This window comes from Brevibacillus brevis, from assembly GCF_022026395.1.
In the GTDB taxonomy this organism is placed as follows: Bacteria; Bacillota; Bacilli; order Brevibacillales; family Brevibacillaceae; genus Brevibacillus.
Genome location: NZ_CP041767.1, coordinates 1,187,214 through 1,202,136, shown reverse-complemented (window position 1 = coordinate 1,202,136; position 14,923 = coordinate 1,187,214). Strand labels below are relative to the sequence as shown.

Genomic DNA, 14,923 nt, shown 5'->3' with positions numbered 1-14,923 from the left:
GCTTGAGTTTTTTTCGTGAGAGCCTCTTTATGCCAAGGTCGCTGCCGGACCAAAAAACTCAAAATGAATGTCTTCTGCTGGCACTCCCCATTCCAACAGAGCACCGTTGATCGTCTTCATGAATGGAATTGGACCACAGAAATAGTAGCTCGCCTCTTTTGTATCGATGACCTTTTGCAGCCACGGCAAATCGATATATCCTTCTTTCTGGAAAGCACCGTTCAATCGATCTTGTTCGGTCGGCTGTGTATAGCACCAGTGAACAGAAAGCTGTGGATGTTTTGCGGCCAGCTCCTCCACTGCCTGCCTCATGGCATGCACTTTTCCGTTTTTGGCTGCGTGAATGAAGGTGATCGGACGGTCTGTTCCCGATTTGATCAGTGTGTTCAGCATGCTGATCATTGGGGTCAATCCTACACCGCCACTGAGCAGCACAACCGGACGGCTGTCCTCTTGCTGCAAGGTAAAATCTCCTGCCGGAGCAGACAGCTGCAGGCTATCTCCTTCCTTCACTTCTTCAGACAAATAAACGGATACTTTTCCTGCTGGCTTATCCTGCATCGCATCCTCGCGTTTGACAGAAATGCGGTAGTACGCATTCCCTGGCGCATCAGAGAGACTGTACTGGCGAATGTGAGTAAATTCCTCACCCGGTAATTCTACCTTGACGCTGATATACTGCCCTGGCTCATAGCTGGAAATCGGTTGACCATCTGCCGGAACCAGATAGAAGGAAGTGATTACGTCACTTTCCTTCACCTTGCGTTGGACGATAAACTCTCTGAAATCTCCCCATCCTCCGGGCTGCCCGCTCGCCTCTTCATACATTTCGTGTTCTACACCGATGAAGGCATCCGCAATGACGCCATACGCTTCTGCCCACGCCTGTAAAATCTCGTCCGTAGCGGCATCCCCAAGTACGTCCTTGATCGCAGCAAGCAGGTTTTCCCCGACGATTGGGTAGTGTTCGGCCTTTACTCCCAAGCTGCGGTGCTTGTGTCCAATCTGCTTCACAACAGGCAAAATTGTTTCCAGCTTATCAATATACAAAGCCGCAGCATACACCGCATTGGCCAGAGCTGTTTGCTGTCTTCCCTGCTTTTGATTGGCATGGTTGAAAATATTAAGAAGCTCAGGGTGCTTGGCAAACATCATTTGATAAAAACGTTTTGTAATGGCAGTTCCGTGCACCTCTAGTACAGGAACGGTTGATTTTATGATTTCAATGGTTTTTTGGCTTAACATTGTAGAACCTCCTTGAAGTGCTTCGTTCTTTCTATATTTCAAGTGTACGGGAGGTTCACGCATGCACATGTGATTCTGGTCACAGGAAATAGAAACGATTTGTGACAATTTCAAAATGTCTTAAGAAAAAGTCGTCCCCCAACCGTCTTGTTGCAAAAAAAATGTTTGCCATGTTAGCATATCAACCAATGGATTGTTATTAAATTCCATCAAAAATACTGAAGGTGAATGAATGCTAACCGTAAACCGAGATGACAAGCGTCCAATCTGGCAGCAACTGCTGGACCAAGCGATCCATAATATTACCTCTGGAAAATGGCAGCCAGGTGAATTGCTACTACCCTCCCGCGAACTCGCTTCTCTAATTGGCGTTTCCCGTTCAACCATACAGATTGTTTATGAGGAGTTATTCAGCCGCGGCTACACTGTCACCTCTCGCCGCGGTGGAACGAGAGTTAGCGAATGGATTTATGCAACTCGTCCTTTAGAGGTTGCTGCGCCCGAAGGACCTGCCCCTCCCGAATTGCCTTTATTAAACGCTACAATCGGTCATTTGCAAGGTTGGTTCGGGGACAGAGATCGTCAAAAGGTTGAGGTCGATTTCAGTCCCCATGAGCCATATCTGGACGAACATTTTCAAAAAATTTGGAGGCGTTCGTTTTTACAGGCTTCCACAGAAACGAATCTGGACAGTTGGGCTTATGGCAATGCCTATGGATACCAACCGCTACGAGAACAGATTCAACGTTACTTGTCACTTGAACGGGGCATTCATGTAAATATCGATCAAATCATGTTAACCTCAGGTGCACAACATAGCATCGATCTGATCGCCCAAGCCCTTTTACATGAAGGGGATACCGTTTCTGTAGAAGATCCTGGCTTCCCTGCTGCCTGGATGGCAATGAAGTATCGGCGTATGCAGGTTGTCTCCGTTCCAGTTGACGAGTACGGGTTATGCGCAGACCAGATTCATCCGGGGTCCAAGCTTGTCTATGTTACGCCATCGCATCAGTGTGCGGTTGGAGTCATTATGTCCGAACCTCGCAGGCAACAATTGTTACACATGGCTGCCGAGCAGCAGTTTTGGATTGTTGAGGATGATTACGACAGCGAATTTCGCTATCGCGGCGACCCACTTCCGACCTTGTTCAGTCAGCGACCTCAGAACACGTTGTATATGATGAGTTTTTCCAAAATGATTGCTCCTGGTATACGGATATCGGCAATCGTTGGTCCCAAAGAGGCCATTCGTCAGCTCGCCCACGTCCATGAATTAACCTATCGACATCTTCCGATTATGGAGCAATTAACGCTTACTCATTTTATTGAGCATGGTCATTTCATGCGCCATATGAGACGGGTTCGAAATGTTTATCGGCGCAGACATGAAGCCATGACGAAGGCCATCATCACGACAGGTCTCGTCGAACACTTCACACTAAGCGGCGTAGAAACGGGATTGCATATCCTTCTTGAAGCTGATCAATCGTTTGATGAAAAAGCCGCGACGATCCTGGCACTGGAAAAAGGAATCCGTGTTTATCCTCTTAGCAAGTATTGTTTGAGATGCGATCGAAAAGGATGGGTGCTGGGTTTTGCTAAAGTAGATGAATCCACCATTCAAGAAGGCATTTTTCGTCTTGCGGAGATTATACGTTTTTACCAGGTTTGAACATTTTTTCTTCTTCTATTGGGTTTTCTTTCGCAGTGATATGCTGTGGATCTATCCGGTACACCTGAACCGGACCACCGAATACTGCTGAACGGTATTTGTCTACGTGCTGCTTGGGTAAAGGCCGATTATAGTAGCCTGGCACATACTTATTCATCATTTCTTGCAGCATGTATGTAGCTTCATCCAGATCAACGATAGGCTGTGCCTTGCCAAAAATCATTACACTCATATACGCTGTGTCCGTCTTAGCTGGCACCGGATCAGTAATCGTTCCATATTCTTCGCAAACCGTAAAACAGACCTCTGGATTAGCATCCATAACCTGATTTCTTCTCCCGCCGGTGGCACCATGGAAATAAAGCTTCCCATTTGTCCAAACAAAATTGAGCGGAACTACATACGGCAGATGACCATCGACCATTCCAAGATGCCCGATTCTAGCTTGCTGCAAAAATGTCTCAATCTTGCTCTTATCTAATACTTCTCTTATTTTGTAACGCACTCCATCCATTGTTATCACTCCTATTTTTTTGAAATATGCTGCAAGTTTATCAGCCATTGGATTGAATATATACGTCCAAAACTGCCTAATTGAAGCAATCCATAAGCTATCGTCTAAGTCATGAGAAAACGAAAAAGCTGCCGGAACATCCCGGCAGCAGGCATTTTCTGATTACTCGGTATGATTGATGAAATGAGCAATTTCTTTCACTCTCTCCATTGTAATTCCTTCTCTTTGTTCAACCGCAAGTGGATGATTCGTTTGTTCTAATTCTATGAAGGGTACCACACCAACTTTTTGTGTATGTACCCATGTCTTTAAGGATAGGGTGGTTTCTGGATAGATGGAAAGTTCAGTCGATAACCAGCCAAAATACGGTTCTTCACTTTCTCTTCCTTCTACGTGCAGCAATTCATTCGATCTCAAAAAGTTTTCTTCACTAAGAGAAACCCAAACACTCCATATAAATTTCTCATGACTATCTATTATTGGTATTTCAATATGTCCTCTAATAAAGAAATGCTGTTCATCAATTACACAAAAGTCTCTGATTAATTCTGTTCGTTTCTCTTCTGGTACCATGTAAAAATAATGTGGCGCTTCTATTCCATAACAGAAAGGCAGTTCATTTAATTCGTTGTGACAATGAGGGCATTTCATGTTCTTTGCTCCTTATCATTTCTCGCCGATTTTTTATTTACATTACCACATTTTTCATTACATGGATCATCTGCCATGCTACAAAAAAAGATCATCCCCAATCAAGCTGGAATGATCTCAATGTTTCTAATCAGTTTTGACAACGCCAAACGGAAACCCGTTCCCTTACAAAATTGGCTATGTTGTCTATGTCATTAATATCGAAAAAGGGCAACCCCGGCTGAGGCTTTTCCGACCAACCTACGATCCCTACCAGATGCGTAACGATAGATAAGAGCTCTTCATCTTCTGGCCTGCGAAGCAGGACGAGCTTTGGATAGCCTTCACGCTTGAAGCCTTCGACTAAAACGAGCTGGGCCCCGGCATCTGCCAGACGCTGGATCAGGACGGACAGCTCTTGCGGCTTTTGCTCCACGATGGCCGTTTTCGTTTTGGATGTGATAGCCACTAGCGAGGCCCCGGCTTCACGATAACGCCAAGTGTCCTTCCCAGGTTGATCCCACTCAAAATCGTGTCCGCCATCATGCTTGATGACCCCAACTCTTATCCCAGCCTTTTCGAGAATCGGAATGAGCTTAGTGAGCAGCGTCGTCTTGCCACTGTTTGAATAACCGACCATCTGCAAAACACAAGGTGGCTTGACCATACGCTATCCCTCTCTTCTCCAGGTTGGGGCCGCATGGGTAAGAACATCAACCAGCTCTCCTGCTGTTTTCCCGCTTCCCCCGGCTGGTATGATCATAAAGCATTCGCTGTCCTTCAACGTCCCCAGATTCCCTGCCTTTTCATTGAAATCAGGGATTGCGTGCAAAGTCCCGTCTTTTTCGAGGAGCTTCCCTCGCAGATAACGCGGGTATGGACAAGGCTTCGTATAATCGACGCCGAGTCTCGCCTTAATCACCTGTTGCACGACGTGGGCTTCTCCCGAGATGCGACGAATGGCTGCTCGCGCAAATAATTCAAACCCGAGAAAACAGGCACCCGGATTCCCTGATAGGGCAATAAAAGGCTTGCCTTCCATAATCATGGCCGTCGTCGGACTTCCTGGACGTATTGCGATCCGGTTGAACAAAAGCTCCACCTCAGGCTCATCCACTAAAGCCGCGATCACATCAAAATCCCCAACGGACACACCGCCGCTTGAAATGACCAGATCCACGTCCCGCAAGCATTCACTAATTTTCGCCTTCGCCACCAACAAATCATCCGGCAATCTTGAAAACGAAACAGGGATGCCCCCTGCCTCGGCAATCAAGGCAGTCAGCATCACCGTATTACTGTTGCGAATTTTGCCTGGAGCAAGCGGCTGATCAATCTCCAACAGCTCGCTTCCAGTCGAAATCAGACCGACACGCGGCTTGCAGAACACCTCTACCTGCGAATAGCCAAACGTAGCCAAGCTGGCGAGAGTACCTGCGTTAATCCGCTCACCCGCCTTGGCAATGATCGTTTCTTTGGCCATCTCTTCACCGCGACGCGATACATTTTCCCCAGGCTTCATCTCACGCTTGATTCGCACAGCATCCGCCTCTTCGGCTGGGTTGTACGTTTGCTCAAACATGATGACCGCATCCGCGCCCGCAGGCATCATCGCGCCTGTCATGATCCGAGTCGCGCAGCCCTTTTTCAATTCTTTGGTAGGTACTTGCCCGGCCGCAACCGTCTCTAGCACTGTTAGCGTAATCGGGTGATCAACGGAGGCCCCAACCGTATCGTCAGCTCTCACGGCAAATCCATCCAGCGGCGAGCGGTCAAAGTGCGGCAAATCGTATGTTGAACGTAGATCAGTGGCAAGTATCCGCCCGTATGCCTCCCCGATCTGCACTTGTTCCGTTCTCCCCGTTAGCAATTTAGCCAACAGCTTGCTCATCGCTTCCTCAACCGAGAGTGTTTGTCGCGAAAAACGCATGGCTTGTTCCCCCTAATCTTGACCACCCATTGCTGCAGCTCGTCAGCCGACGTTTACTTCCAAATCTTCTACTTCTCTCTCCACATATTTCAAATCTTTGTTGGCGTGGAAAGTGTCCGCTTTTTCAACCTTCACGGCTGTATTGTATTCAGGAATACCTGCGTATATCTCGTATACACCCTTCGGAATAAGTACATTCCCTTCCGGCCAGTGCACTTGAATGTTTCCGCGTCTGGTGTCCTCGAATTTGGCACGTCCTTGGAACGTACCATATTTATTGTAAACGACGATGTTTTCGCCTTCTGCAATGCGCAGTTCTTTTGCATCCTCTGCATTGATCAGGATATCATAACGGTCTGCATTGTTGAACGGGTCTTTCTTGCTATAAATCATCGAGTTGAACTGCTTACCGCGACGAGTCGTTACATAGAAGTGTCCCTCTGGCTTGTTCAAATCCGGAATCTCAATCGGAATCAGATTCGCTCGGCCATCCGGTGTCGGGCATACGCCGCCTTCACACAACCATGCACCGCCCCATTGGAAAACATCTCCACGGTTTTTCAGATGCTGGATACCATCGTAGTTCGGATTCGCCAGGGCAATCTCTGCGCGAATTTCAGCTGCGCTTGAGAAGTGCATCAGATGCTTTTTCTCTGGATTGACCCGTGCCGCCAGATCTACGTAAATCTCCCATTCAGAACGAGCTTCTTCAATACGAGGCCCTTCCACTTCGGCACTGAAGTAAACCATACGCTCTGTACTTGTCGATGTACCGCCACCCGGCTGCTCGTAGCGAGTCATTGCTGGCAGTATGATGACTTCTTCCTTCGCATCCACCAGCGTGGATGTGTTGAAAATGATGTCCTGATGTACACGCACTTCTATGCTCTCCAAGCATTTTTGCATGAAGTCCGGATCTGGCATCGTCTCCAGGAAGTTGCCGCCACTCGTATAGAACAATCTCGTCTTACGCTCATGTCCATCCGGCAACACTGCATTTTCCAAAGAAATACCGACGATATCTCCTTGCCATTTCGGGATCGGGAAGTTCCAGATCTTTTCAATGCGGTTCCAGGATTTTTCTTCAAAATCTCCACCTGGCAAGCTGAACGGATCAGCACCCATTTCACCGGAGCCTTGTACGCCGGAGTGTCCGCGAATCGGCATGAGACCAGTGTGCTTGCGACCCAAGAATCCACGAAGGATGGCCAGATTGGCTACTTGAGAAATATTGTCCGTACCGAATTTGTGCTGGGTCAGACCCATACTCCATACGAATACACCATTTTTGGAGTTGGCGAGCAGTTCTGCGAATTCTTTGATACGCTCGCGGCTGAGACCGGAGGATTCTACGATCTTATCCCACGATTCATTCATCACATGCTTGCGCAGCTCCTCGATTCCGTTCGCGTGCTCCTTGATGAATTCATGATTGATCGCAGAACCTGGCTTGGCTTCCTCCATCTCGAACCAAATCTTCATCACACCGTTCATGAATGCGATGTCGCCGCCAATGTTCACTTGGTAGAAATCGTCCGCAATCTTCGTCCCGAACAAAGCACTATCCGGTACAGATGGAATCCAGTACTTCTCCATCGCTGGCTCTCTGTACGGGTTGATCAGGATAATTTTCGTTCCTGCTTTTTTCGCAGCATACATGTATTTCGTTGATACAGGCTGGTTGTTGCCTGGTACAGAGCCCCAGAATACGAGCACATCGGTACCGATCCAATCCTGATAGTTACAGCTCGATGCACCAATCCCAACCGACCGCTTCAGTGCTGTCTTACTCGGCGAGTGACAAATACGTGATGCGTTGTCGATGTTGTTGGTTCCGAGGAAACGAGCCATTTTAGCTGCTGTGTAGTATACCTCGTTGGTAATCCCACGAGCGGTCAAGAAAAAGGCCAGCTGTTTCGGGCTGATGTTTTTGATTTTTCTCGCGATGCGGTTTAACGCTTCATCCCAACTAATGCGGGTGAACTTGTTTTCGCCTGGTTTTCTTGAAAGCGGATACGGAATTCTTCCCAGCTTGCGCAATTCTGCGCTGGATAGCTTACGCAGCGCATTTACATCCTCAAACCATTTGGCATCCATGGCAGGCATGGTATTGAGACGCAGGACGTTCAGTCGCGTGGTGCACAAATGCGGACCAGTCAACGTCTGATCGTAGAGGCCGGATACGCCGAGAGCGCAGCCATCACATACCCCTTGGGTCAAAATGCGATAGGCATAACCCAAATTATCGCGATTGTCATAGGCCACCTTCATCGTATCCCGAATGTGATGCGGCTTGATTTTCCCGAGCCCCATCGGCATCAGTGAAGCCCATAAGGAAGGCTTCCACGAAGTATCCAGCTTAATTGGTCCGCCATGCTTGGTCTTGCCCATTTCTTTAGTCTCCCCTCTAATAAACTCCATTGAGACGAAAAAAACCACCATGAAACCGTCCCTTGTCCTATAGGAAAAGAGCGTGTTCACGGTGGTTGTCTACGGCAGGTTCGCTACCTAGTCTCAACTTCGTGTTTGCTTTTCGCGAATTCCGTTACGTCTAAGCCGGTGAACAGGGACGCTGCTTCGTTTAGACTTACGGTTCGTTTTTCATTTTCTTTTCGATGTCTTGATCAAAAACAAAAATCGACATTCCAAAATCCCGTTCGATGTCAATATCAACGAATAGATCAACGAGTTTTGCTCCAAGAAACGCTTCCATGTCAACTGGCTGGTGTTTCCGATAGATCTCTTTGACCATTTCGGTTCGGGCAGCTCGTAATGTCTGCTTTCCGTCTTCCGAAGTGGCGATGAACTTTTCCACCGGAGAAAGGTTGCCTTCCATCTCGCAGATCGCCCAGTTCTTGCAGAACGTGGTGCTGATCTTGCTAGGTCCCTTTCCCATATGGCGCTTTCGGAAAGCCCTGACCAAATTACTGAATTCTGCTTCGAACTTATTCATCGAGGAAAATCACCTTTACTTCAAATCATTCTCTATTTAAACTTTACCATTGATTAACTAGCCAATTCAACAGACTTTTCTCTTTGTTTGGCTTCTTCCTTCAGTTTTTTGATATCCAGACGGATTACTAGCGAGATCACCAGAGCGACAACGAACATTCCTGCGAAAACACTCATGGTTCCTGTATAGCTTTCTGTCGTCTTGCGAACCCATGCTGCAAAGATCGGTCCTGCCAAGCCGGCAGCAGCCCATGCCGTCAAAATATAACCGTGAATTGCGCCCAATTGCTTCGTTCCAAACAGGTCACCAATGTACGCCGGAATGGATGCAAAGCCACCACCGTAACAGGTCATAATGATGAACATCGCTACCATGAACAAGATCGGATTGGACATATTCGGCAACAGGAAGAACAGTACCATTTGGATGGCAAAGAAAGCTGTGTACGTATTTGGTCGTCCAATGAAATCAGACAGAGACGCCCAGCCGATTCGCCCACCACCGTTGAACAAACCGTTTAGCCCTACCATCAGTGCTGCTGTTCCGACAGACATCCCCACCATTTCTTGCGCCATCGGCGATGCTACCGAAATAACGGCGATTCCACATGTCACATTGATAAACAGCATTAGCCACAGCCAGTAAAAACGGCGTGTCTTGATCGCTTCGTTGGCAGTCAATTGGCACAAATCTTTTTTGATTTGCTTGCTGCCAACTGTTCCCTCAGCGGAAAATCCAGCCGGTACCCAGCCTTTAGGAGGTGGAGCCAAATATTGAGCAGAAGCCAACATTACAACGAAATATATAAGGCCCAAAATATAAAAGGTGTTCGCGATTCCTACATTTGCAATCAAAGCGTTCATAATCGGACTGGCAATCATGGAAGCAAAACCAAAGCCCATAATGGCAAGACCCGTTGCTAAACCGCGGCGATCCGGAAACCATTTGACCAGAGTCGATACTGGCGTAATATAACCTACCCCAAGTCCAATACCGCCCAGCACTCCATAACATACGTACAACAGAGGCAAGCTGCTCAATTGAATCGCCAAGCCAGCCCCGACAGTTCCTACTCCAAAAAAGATCGATGCGAGAATACCAGCTTTACGCGGGCCGTGCTTTTCGACATAATGACCGAGGAAGGCAGCAGACAGCCCCAAGAACAAGATCGCAATGCTAAACGTAAATTGAACATCCGGCAAGTCCCAGCCGAATTGCTCGGTAATTGGTTTGGTGAATACACTCCAGGCGTATACCGACCCAATCGAGATGTGGATGCCTACCGCAGCCAACGCGATAAGCCAGCGGTTTTTCACTTTTTGTTCCAAATCATTCATCTCCTTTGCAATGGTCTTGAGCATGCTGTGGATCCATCAACAGCCTTCTCGAAAAAAAGAAAAACTGCCGATTTCACCGACTCACCCAGGTCTCCATAAATGGAAACGAGGACTACGATGAAACACAGCAGTTAATCATCAGCAGGAACGCTACATCAGCATCAACAAGCATTGTGTTCACTATGTAATTTTCGCTGCAAGGCTACAAAATAATCGGTGGCAGGGTCGCTGCTCCGTGTCAATCTGTCCTTACGCTATGAATACATGGAAAGACGAAAATTTTATGACACTTTTCATCTCACATAGTATACTACCATGTAAGCGTTCACTCGACAATATTTTCCTCACAAAATAGCCATGAAAACTTCATAATTTCGACAAAAAGGAGGCCCGTATGTCCGATCTAACCATCACCACCCGACTGCCCGTGTTGAAAATTTCGGCTGACCAACATGGCTGGGAAGACGACGAAATCGTCACCGAGTACCCCCTCACGATTTTTCTCAACGATGAGGAATTCGCTACAATCGTATGTACTCCGGCCGACCTGGAAGAGATGGTCATCGGTTTTCTCGCAGCCGAAGGCGTCATCAAGAGCTACTCGGAAATCAAGCAGCTTACGATTAATGAGGCCCAAGGATTTGCTTACGTTGATTTGCATAAAGAAACAATTTTGTCCCAGAGCTTTTACTCCAAACGCAGAATTACTTCCTGCTGCGGAAAAAGCAGACAGTCCTTTTACTTTTTTAGCGATGCGCGCACAGCAAAGCCTGTTGAAAGCACAACAACTGTCACCCCCGCTCAATGCATGCGCCTGATGAAGGAATTGCAAGCGTCGTCTGAGATTCACCGCCAAACAGGTGGTGTCCACAATGCAGCCCTCTGTACACCGGATGAAGTTTTGCTTCAGTACTCCGATATCGGGCGTCACAATGCGCTCGACAAAATCTATGGGAAATGCTTGCAAGATAACATTTCCACCACGGACAAAATTCTAGTATTTAGTGGACGCATCTCGTCTGAGGTGCTGCTCAAGGCTGCCAAGATTGGTGCTGGCATCATTTTGTCCAAGTCCGCTCCAACTGATCTCGCCCTTCAACTGGCAGATGAGCTGAAGCTCACCGCAGTCGGATTTATCCGCAATGACAAAATGAACGTGTATACACAAGCCGAAAGAATTCTTCTGCCTTAAAGAAGCAATCAATCAAAAGCGGGACAAGCATAGAGCCTTCCCGCTTTTCTATGTTTTTTCATCTGGTAATCTCAAAGCCCGAGTTAGCCTCTCGGGCTTTTGTTCTTTCAACGTGGGAATTTTTTATTTGCAGCAGCAGCGTTTCTTTTTATGCTTGCAGTGGCCGTGGTCGTCTTCGTCTTCGTCCTCATCATCTTCTTCATCTTTGTCTTCGTCGTCGTCCTCTTCTTCGTCTTCATCATCTATGTCTTGCTTCTTGCAACAGTGGTGGTCATGTTTTTCAGTGCCTTTGCAATCATGGTCATTGCAGTAACAGCAGTGATCGTGGCAATGTTCATGCTTTTTGCAGCAGCATTGTGGCTCGTAATAATCGTCGTGTTTCTTGCAACAGCAGTGGTGACCGTAATACTTGTCACGTTTTTTGCAGCAGCAGTGGTGGTCGTAATATTTGTCGGTTTTTTTGCAACAGCAGTGGTGGTCGTAATTCTTTTCGGTTTTTTTGTCGCAACAGTGGTGGTCGTGTTTGTCGGGTTTTTTGCAACAACAGTGGTGACCGTGGTGTTTGCCTTGTTTTTTGCACTTTCTTGTCATTGCGCTCCCTCCTTTCGTTAGCCATCACTACTATTCATACGGTTTGTCCAGAGAAACGCTTGTATGATAGCCCTTTATGAAAAGCCCCTTTTTTCCAAACAAAAAACAGGACACGTTTCAAGCATGTCCTGTCTTTCTGCGTTTTTCTTCAAGTTTTGCCTGTTCGTACTCTTCAGGTGTGTTGACATTATATACAGCCCAAGGGTCCAAGCATTCATCAGGCAAGGGCACCACTCGCAGTTCATCTAAAGTTCGCATTAATCTTCGCTGTCCATTCAAAAGAGCCTGCTCCCAATTACTCTGCGTTCTCCGATGGTACACAGCACATAATGGATGGGTTCGGCCTTCTGATTGGGCAACAATCACATCCCACTCGTCCCTCTCCCTGGCAAATTCAATGAATTTCGCTATTTGTACACGATCCATAAAAGGTAGGTCGCAGGACAACACTAGCAAAGCATCCTCGGTACTTACGCGAAAAGCAGTAACCAACCCACTGACAGGACCGCAGGATGGTACCAGATCAGGAGTTATTGTGACGGGCTGTTCATCAATTTGTTCCTTTTGTGTCACTTGAGTGCCCGAAAAATCGTTCGCTACAATGAAACAAGACAAGCCAATCGCTTGTACCTCCTTTACCAACTCTGTTAAAAAGGTTCCGTCCCTCCATGGTAATTTTTGCTTTGGATAGCCCATTCTGCTGCTTTTTCCGCCTGCTAAAATAACCGCACCGATACGCAGCTGCGACATAAATTTCCTCCTGGGTGTTGACAATAATCCTTATTAGTTTATAATAATTTTAAATAAATAATAATTATAAATAAGGAGAGATTCTCGATGGAAAACACACTCTACAGCGTTCTCAATAAACAAGTGGCGAACTGGACAGTCCTCTATACGAAACTACACAATTTTCACTGGAATGTAAAAGGACCTCACTTCTTTACACTCCACGCAAAATTTGAGGAATTGTACAACGAAGCAGCAGCGAATCTCGATACCCTTGCTGAACGCGTCCTCTCCATCGGTGGAAAGCCTGTAGCGACTCTGGCTGCATGTCTGAACACTGCAAGCATTACCGAAGCAGAAGGAGACGAAACAGCTGAGCAAATGGTAGAAACGATCACGAGAGACTTCTCCATTCTTGTAGACGAGTTGAAGCTGGCTATGGAAACAGCTGATCAAGCGGACGATGAAGGGACAGCCGATATGCTGTTGGGAATCCGCAGCAGCTTGGAAAAACACATTTGGATGCTCAAATCCTTCTTGCAATAAGCAAGACAATCATAGACACCAAAAGGCGATTGTGTTTAGACACATCGCCTTTTTTGGGTCTTGCCTCCCGTGAAACTGCCTCTCTCACCCTGTATGCCTAGAGTGAAAAAATCAGTTTCCGCCCGTCCTTTTCTACTTTTACTTGGGGCAAATACTTTAATGACTTCTGAACACCAATGTAGGGACTCGCAAACTCTACCTGGTGCCGTGCTTTCAACACGGAGCAGAGATCAGCCAATGACATTGGAGACATCGCTTCCCGTAACAGGTTTTCGATGTGCTTCGCAACTTCCACATAATCATGACGAATGTGCGCCTTTCTCACCTTCATTCGCTTCATCAAATCATCCGAAAATTCCTCTGTTGCCAAAGTTACATCGTCAGGGCTTTCTTCGTCTCCGATCCCGGCTTCGTTATCCAACTCGCGAATGCGGCTCAAAAGCTGCTTGATGTCTGCTCCCAACTGCTTGTCCTGATCGACGTAATGTCGACGCAGTGCCATACGCTGCTCTAGCATGGCCTGCAATGTCATTTGTAACGCTTTCCGTTCGTTAAACATTGCGTTATGTATTCCCCTTTTCGCAAAAAGTAGAATGATGGAATTATATCCAATGATAATATAATTCGAACTAGTTGGAAACGGGGGAATTTGGCCCCGCTCCATCCACACGTGCAAATTACACTCCACACAAACGTTTCCGAGCTTCAACAGTGATTCCTTTAACGATTACACGGTGCATCTTAATGATCGTCAATCTCGCTTCCGGATCAGCACCGCCGATATGAGCGATACGAGCAGTACTCTACGAAAACACTTTACCAATTATGTATAATCCCATATCACTTTCTTTGCGAAAGTTGTTTGTCCTATTATTTACAGAAAAAAACCCATCCACAATTGGACAGGTTCCTTCTGTAGATTATCAAGCTGTCTTCCTCAATCGATCCGTAATCACAAGTCGCATATGTCTTAAGCCGTACCGAAGCTGTTCTGCAACTGAGTTATCTATTTTTTAGACAATCCTTGATTACAGATTTTCAGCGGATACAGTATAGGATGGGTAACCGATTATTCCCAATACTTGCACATAGTAATTTTTACCTGCAACTACATTGATCTCCATCGGGGTGCTGTAGTCAGAAGTTCCAATCTTAGTGCGGTCTTGTTCATATACTTGGAATGCTGGGGCCCCTTTGTCATTCGTATGTGTCAGGGTAACGCGAACTTTCCCAGTCTTGTTTGCTTGAAAAACAAAATAATCTCGGTCATCGAAATCAGTAGTTCCTGAAATGCTTGTGTTTATTGTAAAGGAATCAGCCGTTTCAAAGGTATTGTTAGGCTCTGTTTCCGAACTTGCAGCAAATGCAGAAGACGATACAGCAAATACTAGAGTCAATGCTAGTAGGACTTTTTTCACGAAAATAACCTCCTATATTTTGGGTTAAGAGAAATATACCACCAATTCCATCAATTGTCAAAATATAATATTTCTTGAATAATATTGTCGTTTTTAGTAAAAATTTGATAATGATAATTTCTCATGCCTTTATCTACAAAAAAGACCCATCCACATCTGGACA

The 14,923-nt window shown here is 46.6% G+C and carries 15 protein-coding genes; 4 read left to right on the top strand and 11 right to left on the bottom strand.

All coding sequences use genetic code 11. The features are described from left to right. Window positions 1-27 precede the first annotated feature (27 nt). Entirely contained in the window at window positions 28-1,245 is a 1,218-nt protein-coding gene (hmpA, locus tag FO446_RS06185) for an NO-inducible flavohemoprotein (protein ID WP_237900117.1), read from the bottom strand. Between the two features lie 232 nt (window positions 1,246-1,477). Between hmpA and FO446_RS06180 the strand changes: the two genes are divergently transcribed. Next, the gene (locus FO446_RS06180; RefSeq protein ID WP_173609047.1) at window positions 1,478-2,920 is read left to right on the top strand and encodes a MocR-like pyridoxine biosynthesis transcription factor PdxR; all 1,443 of its coding nucleotides are present in this window, start codon (window positions 1,478-1,480) and stop codon (window positions 2,918-2,920) included. On the opposite strand, the gene FO446_RS06175 is transcribed toward FO446_RS06180, so the two are convergent. The 7 genes from FO446_RS06175 to FO446_RS06145 form a co-directional block, all read right to left on the bottom strand. Further along, window positions 2,898-3,434: a pyridoxamine 5'-phosphate oxidase family protein gene (locus FO446_RS06175; protein WP_173609048.1), complete on the bottom strand. Its 537-nt coding sequence runs from the start codon at window positions 3,432-3,434 to the stop codon at window positions 2,898-2,900. The genes FO446_RS06180 and FO446_RS06175 overlap by 23 nt on opposite strands. A gap of 162 nt (window positions 3,435-3,596) precedes the next feature. Further along, the gene (locus tag FO446_RS06170) at window positions 3,597-4,085 is read right to left on the bottom strand and encodes a DUF2199 domain-containing protein (RefSeq protein ID WP_173609049.1); all 489 of its coding nucleotides are present in this window, start codon (window positions 4,083-4,085) and stop codon (window positions 3,597-3,599) included. Window positions 4,086-4,215: 130 nt separating this feature from the next. Next, window positions 4,216-4,731, bottom strand: a complete 516-nt coding sequence (mobB, locus tag FO446_RS06165; RefSeq protein ID WP_173609050.1) for a molybdopterin-guanine dinucleotide biosynthesis protein B — start codon at window positions 4,729-4,731, stop codon at window positions 4,216-4,218. Between the two features lie 3 nt (window positions 4,732-4,734). Further along, window positions 4,735-5,994 carry a molybdopterin molybdotransferase MoeA gene (gene glp, locus FO446_RS06160; RefSeq protein WP_237900116.1) on the bottom strand — a complete coding sequence of 420 codons (1,260 nt, stop codon included), beginning with the start codon at window positions 5,992-5,994 and terminating at the stop codon, window positions 4,735-4,737. Between the two features lie 42 nt (window positions 5,995-6,036). Beyond that, complete coding sequence (locus FO446_RS06155) at window positions 6,037-8,385, bottom strand: FdhF/YdeP family oxidoreductase (RefSeq protein WP_237900114.1); 2,349 nt, start codon at window positions 8,383-8,385, stop codon at window positions 6,037-6,039. A 196-nt stretch (window positions 8,386-8,581) separates the two neighbouring features. Next, complete coding sequence (locus FO446_RS06150) at window positions 8,582-8,947, bottom strand: Na-translocating system protein MpsC family protein (RefSeq protein WP_012684864.1); 366 nt, start codon at window positions 8,945-8,947, stop codon at window positions 8,582-8,584. A gap of 53 nt (window positions 8,948-9,000) precedes the next feature. Continuing rightward, window positions 9,001-10,275: an L-lactate MFS transporter gene (locus FO446_RS06145; protein ID WP_285862619.1), complete on the bottom strand. Its 1,275-nt coding sequence runs from the start codon at window positions 10,273-10,275 to the stop codon at window positions 9,001-9,003. A 403-nt stretch (window positions 10,276-10,678) separates the two neighbouring features. Between FO446_RS06145 and fdhD the strand changes: the two genes are divergently transcribed. Then, the gene (gene fdhD / locus FO446_RS06140; RefSeq protein ID WP_173609054.1) at window positions 10,679-11,476 is read left to right on the top strand and encodes a formate dehydrogenase accessory sulfurtransferase FdhD; all 798 of its coding nucleotides are present in this window, start codon (window positions 10,679-10,681) and stop codon (window positions 11,474-11,476) included. Window positions 11,477-11,626: 150 nt separating this feature from the next. Beyond that, on the top strand, window positions 11,627-12,088 hold the full coding sequence (locus tag FO446_RS06135) for a hypothetical protein (RefSeq protein WP_232773587.1): 462 nt from the start codon (window positions 11,627-11,629) through the stop codon (window positions 12,086-12,088). 96 nt (window positions 12,089-12,184) lie between these two features. On the opposite strand, the gene FO446_RS06130 is transcribed toward FO446_RS06135, so the two are convergent. After that, the gene (locus FO446_RS06130; protein WP_237900113.1) at window positions 12,185-12,817 is read right to left on the bottom strand and encodes a molybdenum cofactor guanylyltransferase; all 633 of its coding nucleotides are present in this window, start codon (window positions 12,815-12,817) and stop codon (window positions 12,185-12,187) included. A gap of 87 nt (window positions 12,818-12,904) precedes the next feature. Here FO446_RS06130 and FO446_RS06125 point away from each other — a divergent pair, with 87 nt between their 5' ends. Continuing rightward, window positions 12,905-13,342, top strand: a complete 438-nt coding sequence (locus FO446_RS06125) for a Dps family protein (protein ID WP_237900111.1) — start codon at window positions 12,905-12,907, stop codon at window positions 13,340-13,342. A 97-nt stretch (window positions 13,343-13,439) separates the two neighbouring features. Here the strand turns inward: FO446_RS06125 and FO446_RS06120 are convergent, their stop codons facing one another. Then, window positions 13,440-13,901 (bottom strand): hypothetical protein, encoded by a 462-nt coding sequence (locus FO446_RS06120; RefSeq protein ID WP_173609058.1) that lies wholly within the window; start codon window positions 13,899-13,901, stop codon window positions 13,440-13,442. Window positions 13,902-14,370: 469 nt separating this feature from the next. Beyond that, window positions 14,371-14,760, bottom strand: coding sequence for a hypothetical protein (locus tag FO446_RS06115; RefSeq protein WP_232773585.1), 390 nt, complete (start codon window positions 14,758-14,760; stop codon window positions 14,371-14,373). Between the last annotated feature and the right edge of the window lie 163 nt (window positions 14,761-14,923).

Bases quoted from the DNA above. Each gene is read 5' to 3' on its own strand.
- fdhD (WP_173609054.1), top strand. From the start codon at position 10,679: ATGTCCGATCTAACCATCACCACCCGACTGCCCGTGTTGAAAATTTCG.
- FO446_RS06130 (WP_237900113.1), bottom strand. From the start codon at position 12,817: ATGTCGCAGCTGCGTATCGGTGCGGTTATTTTAGCAGGCGGAAAAAGC.
- FO446_RS06175 (WP_173609048.1), bottom strand. From the start codon at position 3,434: ATGGATGGAGTGCGTTACAAAATAAGAGAAGTATTAGATAAGAGCAAG.
- glp (WP_237900116.1), bottom strand. From the start codon at position 5,994: ATGCGTTTTTCGCGACAAACACTCTCGGTTGAGGAAGCGATGAGCAAG.
- FO446_RS06135 (WP_232773587.1), top strand. From the start codon at position 11,627: ATGCTTGCAGTGGCCGTGGTCGTCTTCGTCTTCGTCCTCATCATCTTC.
- FO446_RS06120 (WP_173609058.1), bottom strand. From the start codon at position 13,901: ATGTTTAACGAACGGAAAGCGTTACAAATGACATTGCAGGCCATGCTA.
- FO446_RS06180 (WP_173609047.1), top strand. From the start codon at position 1,478: ATGCTAACCGTAAACCGAGATGACAAGCGTCCAATCTGGCAGCAACTG.
- FO446_RS06150 (WP_012684864.1), bottom strand. From the start codon at position 8,947: ATGAATAAGTTCGAAGCAGAATTCAGTAATTTGGTCAGGGCTTTCCGA.
- FO446_RS06125 (WP_237900111.1), top strand. From the start codon at position 12,905: ATGGAAAACACACTCTACAGCGTTCTCAATAAACAAGTGGCGAACTGG.
- FO446_RS06170 (WP_173609049.1), bottom strand. From the start codon at position 4,085: ATGAAATGCCCTCATTGTCACAACGAATTAAATGAACTGCCTTTCTGT.
- mobB (WP_173609050.1), bottom strand. From the start codon at position 4,731: ATGGTCAAGCCACCTTGTGTTTTGCAGATGGTCGGTTATTCAAACAGT.
- FO446_RS06155 (WP_237900114.1), bottom strand. From the start codon at position 8,385: ATGGGCAAGACCAAGCATGGCGGACCAATTAAGCTGGATACTTCGTGG.
- hmpA (WP_237900117.1), bottom strand. From the start codon at position 1,245: ATGTTAAGCCAAAAAACCATTGAAATCATAAAATCAACCGTTCCTGTA.